Here is a 255-nt window from a genome sequence, read left to right as displayed (position 1 = left end):
ACGAGTTCTTCGCCGTGGTCATCGACGTCGTCGAGCACCACAGCGGGTGGATCAACAAGTTCGAGGGCGACGCCGCGCTCGCGGTGTTCGGCGCCCCCACCGACATGGACGACGCCGCGGGGTGTGCGTTGGCGGCGGGGCGGGTGATGGCGGCCCGGCTCGCCGAGGAGGTCTTCCCCGGCTCCACCGACCTCGGCGCCGGCATCGGGGTCTCCGCCGGGGAGGCGGTCGCGGGCAACATCGGCGACCGACGCC

At 73.7% G+C, this 255-nt stretch carries 1 protein-coding gene; it reads left to right on the top strand.

Annotation, left to right across the window (positions count from 1 at the left end; translation table 11 throughout):
* On the top strand, positions 1-255 hold a 255-nt coding region (locus QSK00_RS30350), incomplete at both ends, for an adenylate/guanylate cyclase domain-containing protein (RefSeq protein WP_285597280.1).

Origin of the sequence: Actinomycetospora sp. NBRC 106378 (assembly GCF_030269685.1) — a bacterium.
Taxonomy (GTDB): Bacteria; Actinomycetota; Actinomycetes; order Mycobacteriales; family Pseudonocardiaceae; genus Actinomycetospora.
This window is presented reverse-complemented; position numbering and strand designations above follow the sequence as displayed.